Genomic DNA, 5423 nt, shown 5'->3' with positions numbered 1-5423 from the left:
GAGAAACATCTCAGTAAACTGAGGGCGGTCGCGGCGGCGAGAGAACAAACTGTTACCCAGATGGTAGAGGCATGGATTGATCGACTTTTCCTGACATTTAATGACTGACTCGCCAACCTCCGTCAGTCGCGCATTCATCCCACACTGATTTATCGGGGGTACTCGGCGATGCCTCGATTAATCCCCCTCTAAATTCAGTGTGGGGATTCTGCTGTTTTAGCTAAAAAACTTAGATTTCTTCGTCCAAACCATCTACATCATCTACATCATTTACATCATCTACATCATCTACATCATCTACATCATCTACCTCAATAGGAGCGACAGAATTAGCAGAAACCAGAGCACCAGTCTCAAGTTTCTTTTTAACTAGCTCCTCAATTTCATTTTTGAAATCGATGTTTTTCTCCATGTGCTGGATCACTTTGTCTCGTCCTTGAGCTATGTTCTCTCCGTTGTAGCTATACCAAGAACCTTTTTTGATGATTACTCCCATTTCGTCGGCCAAGTCAGTCAGACAGCCTAAAGTAGAAATGCCTTTGCCAAATACAATGTCAAATTCGGCAATACGGAAAGGCGGAGCAACTTTATTTTTAGCAACTTTAACTTTCGTGCGGTTGCCGTATTCTTCTGTACCTTTTTTCAAGCTTTGAATGCGGCGAATGTCAAGCCGCACGCTGGCGTAGAACTTGAGTGCGTTACCGCCGGTTGTTGTTTCCGGGTTCCCGTAAGTTATGCCGATTTTCTGCCGCAATTGGTTGAGGAAAATGACGGTACAGCCGGATTTGCCGATGTTGCCGGTGATTTTCCGCAAAGCTTGGCTCATCAAACGCGCTTGCAAACCCATGTGGGAGTCGCCCATGTCGCCTTCGATTTCGGCGCGGGGGACGAGGGCGGCTACGGAGTCAATTACTACGATATCGACGGCGACGGAACGGACGAGTTGATCGACTATTTCTAGGGCCATTTCGCCGGTATCCGGCTGGGAAACTAAGAGATTTTCAATATCGACGCCTAAAGCTGAGGCGTAGGTGGGATCGAGGGCGTGTTCGGCATCCACGAAGGCTGCGATACCGCCGGATTTTTGGACTTCGGCGATCGCGTGGAGGGCTAGAGTGGTTTTACCGGAACTTTCCGGGCCGTAAATTTCAATAACTCGGCCTTTTGGCAAACCGCCGCCCAAAGCAATGTCCAGTGTCAGGGCTCCGGTGGGAATGGTTTCTACCCTCATGCGAGTGGAGTCTCCCAATCGGACGATCGCCCCTTTGCCAAAGCTGCGCTCGATTTGGGAAAGTACGGAAGTTAGGGCTTTTTGCTTTTCTGAGTTTTCAGTGGAAGTTTTTATAGACGCTTCTTTTTTTGCCATTTGCGGTACGCGGGTAGACCCCTTGCGGAGCTTGTTGATTAACTGTACAACACGTATGTTAGCAGTTATTTTTGGGCTCTGGAGGTTCTGGGAGGATCTGGCTGAAGATTCTTGATTTTGGGGGTGGTTCAGCCTGAGCCAGCTTTCAGAATGCCCAAGATGTAGAAGATATTTAACTGGTTCCCAGGCTCTGTCTGGGCACCGATCTCCAGAGGCTCTGCCTCGAAAAGCTTACATTAAAATTGGAGGCAGAGCCTCCGGATCTGTGTTACCAGGCAGAGCCTGGTAACAAGTAATCGCCACAATTAGGACAAGCATGGGATCTACAACACACCAAGACACATCTGTTAATAGCAAAAATTCCCGCTGGCTGATGAACTTATTGGCGATCGGCATTTTACTAGGTATCGGATTTCGGTTTTTTGAGATCGATCGCAAGCTGTACTGGCACGACGAAGCTTACACATCAATCCGCGCCGCTGGTTTCACCCGCCAAGAAATCGACGACGAACTATTCCAAAACCGGATTGTTCCCGCACCACAATTGCAAAAATATCAGCGGATTAAACCGGGAAGTACAGAAGCAGACACAATTCGTTCTTTAGCACTAGAAGACCCGCAGCATCCGCCTTTATACTTTCTCCTGGCTCGTTGGTGGATGCAGGAATTTGGCAGTTCTCTAACAGCATCTCGCAGTTTGCCAGCAATATTGAGTTTGCTGTCGCTGCCTTTGATGTACGGTTTAGCTCAGGAACTTTTCGCCTCGAATTTGGCTGCGTTATTAGCAACAGCACTTTTGGCTTTATCACCCTTTGACATATTGTTTGCTCAGACAGCAAGGCAGTACAGTTTGCTGACAGCCATAGTTATTGGCAGCAGTTGGCTGCTGCTGAAAGCAGTGCGGTTGCGGGATTGGCCAAATTGGGTATTTTACTCGCTGGCGATCGCCTTTGGTTTCTACACTCACCCTTTCTTCAGTTTAACACTCATCGGACACGGAGTTTTTATAATTGCTTACTGGTTGTTTGTCAAAAAAACAAAATTGCGAGGTCATGTAACTAATTCCCAATTTTTCTTAGCAGTAACAGCAGCTTTAATATTGTACCTTCCGTGGATTTACGTGCTGGCAACCAACCTGGGACGAGCATCAGCTACGACAGATTGGACGCGAGTATCTCCGGGTTGGCTGTCTCTTGTTAAATTATGGACGCTCAGCTTTACAGCATTATTTTTTGACTTCGACTTAGGCTTTGATAATATCTGGACTTATTTGCTGAGATTGCCATTTTTGCTGTTAATTGCGACAGCCATTTACCAAATCTGCCGCCGCACTAGCAGTTCAACTTGGCTGTTTATTTTAACATCAATTTTTGTACCTTTTTTGATCCTGGCGTTACCGGATATAATCCTAGGCGGCAAACGTTCCGCCGTCAGCCGCTATCTGATTTCCTGCTTTCCGGGAGTTCAGCTAGCAGTTGCTTACTTGCTCGCAAGTAACGTGAAAACTCAGCAGCGGTTTTGGCAAGTCATTTTAGCCTTGGTATTTACAGCAAGTGTAGCATCCTGTACGGTCAGCGCTTTTTCTGATACTTGGTGGAGCAAAGACTTGAGCTATTTTAATGCTGAAGTTGCGAAAATTATTAACAAAGAGGCGATAGCTAACCGATCGATTAAAGATACAATTGTAATTAGCGATCGCGGCAACGATTTTACGAACATGGGAGATTTGCTGTCTCTGAGTTATTTGCTCGACAAAGACGTGCGGCTGATGCTGATGAGCCAGTCGCCAGAAATCGAGATGCTGAACAAATATTCGGCTCCCCTGGTGTTGGGCCCTTCGGAAAAATTGATCTCGGCACTCAAGCAAAATCAACGTCGCCTAGAGCCGATATTGGAATATGCCAGACTTTTTCGAGTGCGGCGAGCTTCTTAAACCAATTCCCAAAAGTAGTGATAGTGATACAGATAGATTGTACGCGAGCATTTGTAGGGATACCGCACCGTGCCGTCTCCGACGCTGTAGGGATAGGGCATTGCTCAAGGAGTGTCAACTTAAAGCTGAAAGCCCTGAGAAATCTCGTTTTTACGCTAAGTATAGATCCCCCTAAATCCCCCTTAAGAAGGGGAGTAGGGGTTGACTTTGATCAATTTCCGGTTCCCCCCTTCTTAAGGGGGGCTAGGGGGGATCTAGATTTAATGGTCAAACAGCATTCTCTGGCTGGGTTTGACGTTAAGTTGACACCTATGGACACGGTGCAGTGTCCGTACTTATCTGGGCTGACACACCCGACATCATCAGCAATAATTATTTGAATACTTAGGATAAAAAGCAATGCAAGAGTTAAATAATTCATCTTCCGAATCCGCGCAGAAGTTTCGCAATCTTCAGACAGACTTACGCGAACGTTGGCGAGCTATCGAAGAATTTGACAGCGGAGATTGTGACATTATTATCATTCCTTCTGTCAGCTTAGATCAGCAAGAAATGCAGAAAGTTGAGGGTGTTTACCACTACGAAGAGCGGCATTTATTTTCATTGATTCGCCTGCGAAATCCCCGCACGCGCTTAATTTACATTACCTCGGAGCCCTTGCACCCGATGATTGTGGATTATTACCTGCAATTGCTGCCGGGAATTCCATTTTCTCACGCGCGCGATCGGCTTTTGCTGTTCAGTGCTTACGATGCTTCCGCCAAATCCCTCACCCAGAAAATTTTAGACCGTCCCCGCTTGATGGAGCGCATTCGTCAAGCCGTGCGGCCGACAAAATCTTATATGGTTTGTTATAACTCGACGCCCTTAGAACGCGAGTTATCTGTTAAATTGGGGATTCCTTTGTGGGCCAGCGATCCCGATCTGTTATACTGGGGAACAAAAAGCGGCAGCAGGCAAATTTTTAAAGAATGTGGCGTGCCTTATCCTGACGGTTCCGAGTTGGTTTTTAATGCGGAAGATTTAGCGGAAGCTGCGGCCGCGTTGTGGGAAAGGCAGCCGGATTTGCAGCGGATCGTAATTAAGTTAAATGAAGGTTTTTCGGGGGAAGGGAATGCAATTTTAGATCTGAAGTCCCTCGCAGGTAAAGCGCCTACAGAAAGAGCGAAGGCAATTGGCGATAGCTTCCATAATTTGCGCTTTCAAGCAACGGGCGAAACCTGGGAAAATTTTAGCAGCCGCATTCCCGAATTAGGGGCAATTGCCGAAGCATTTATCGAAGGAGAAGAAAAGTTCTCGCCCAGCGTTCAAGGCAGAATTGTCCCCAGCGGCGAAGTAGAAATTCTCTCAACCCACGACCAAATTTTAGGAGGCCCAGACGGTCAAATTTTCTTAGGTTGCCGATTTCCTGCCGACGAATCTTATCGAATAGCGTTGCAGGAATTGGGATGGAAAGTAGGGCAAAACTTAGCTATAAAAGGGGCTTTAGAGAGGTTTGGAGTAGATTTTCTCGCTGTAAAGCAATCCGATGGGAAATGGGATCTTCAAGCAATAGAAATTAACTTACGTAAAGGAGGCACAACTCATCCGTTTATGGCTTTGAAGCTGTTAACAAACGGTCGGTACGATCGTACTAGCGGATTATTTTACAGCCAGCAGGGCCGTCCAAAATATTATGTTGCTTCGGACAATTTGAAAAAAGAGCGCTATCGGGGATTATTACCGAACGATTTGATGGATATTATTGCTGACAATCAACTGCACTTTGACAGCGGTACTGAGACGGGCAGTGTGTTTCATTTAATGGGTTGTTTGTCTGAGTTTGGCAAATTGGGAGTGACGAGTATTGGCAATTCGCAGCAAGAAGCTGAGGATATGTATAACAAAGTTGTGAAAGTTCTCGATCGCGAAACGTCAGGCGATTTTAGATTTTAGATTTTAGAATTTAGATTTGATCCAGTCATATCATGTCCGATCGATTAAGCACAATATCCCGACCGGGGCGGGTTTTTGAGATTGTCAATTATTGGCAGATATTGGCAGGTTTACCCGCCCCTTGTATCTTAAAAGAGTGAGTCAGGCGATCGCCACGTCATTGATTCGATCATACCGACAATCAGGCGA

The 5423-nt window shown here is 46.4% G+C and carries 3 protein-coding genes; 2 read left to right on the top strand and 1 reads right to left on the bottom strand.

The annotated features are described in order from the left end of the window. Positions 1–229: 229 nt before the first annotated feature. Positions 230–1366, bottom strand: a complete 1137-nt coding sequence (gene recA / locus QUB04_RS31990; protein WP_333290691.1) for a recombinase RecA — start codon at positions 1364–1366, stop codon at positions 230–232. A 316-nt stretch (positions 1367–1682) separates the two neighbouring features. Between recA and QUB04_RS31985 the strand changes: the two genes are divergently transcribed. Both QUB04_RS31985 and QUB04_RS31980 read left to right on the top strand, forming a co-directional pair. Continuing rightward, the gene (locus QUB04_RS31985) at positions 1683–3299 is read left to right on the top strand and encodes a glycosyltransferase family 39 protein (RefSeq protein WP_333290690.1); all 1617 of its coding nucleotides are present in this window, start codon (positions 1683–1685) and stop codon (positions 3297–3299) included. A 399-nt stretch (positions 3300–3698) separates the two neighbouring features. Then, the gene (locus QUB04_RS31980; RefSeq protein WP_333290689.1) at positions 3699–5234 is read left to right on the top strand and encodes a peptide ligase PGM1-related protein; all 1536 of its coding nucleotides are present in this window, start codon (positions 3699–3701) and stop codon (positions 5232–5234) included. Positions 5235–5423 lie beyond the last annotated feature (189 nt).

This window comes from Microcoleus sp. D2_18a_B4 (assembly GCF_036702475.1).
Lineage (GTDB): Bacteria > Cyanobacteriota > Cyanobacteriia > Cyanobacteriales > Microcoleaceae > Microcoleus.
This window is presented reverse-complemented; position numbering and strand designations above follow the sequence as displayed.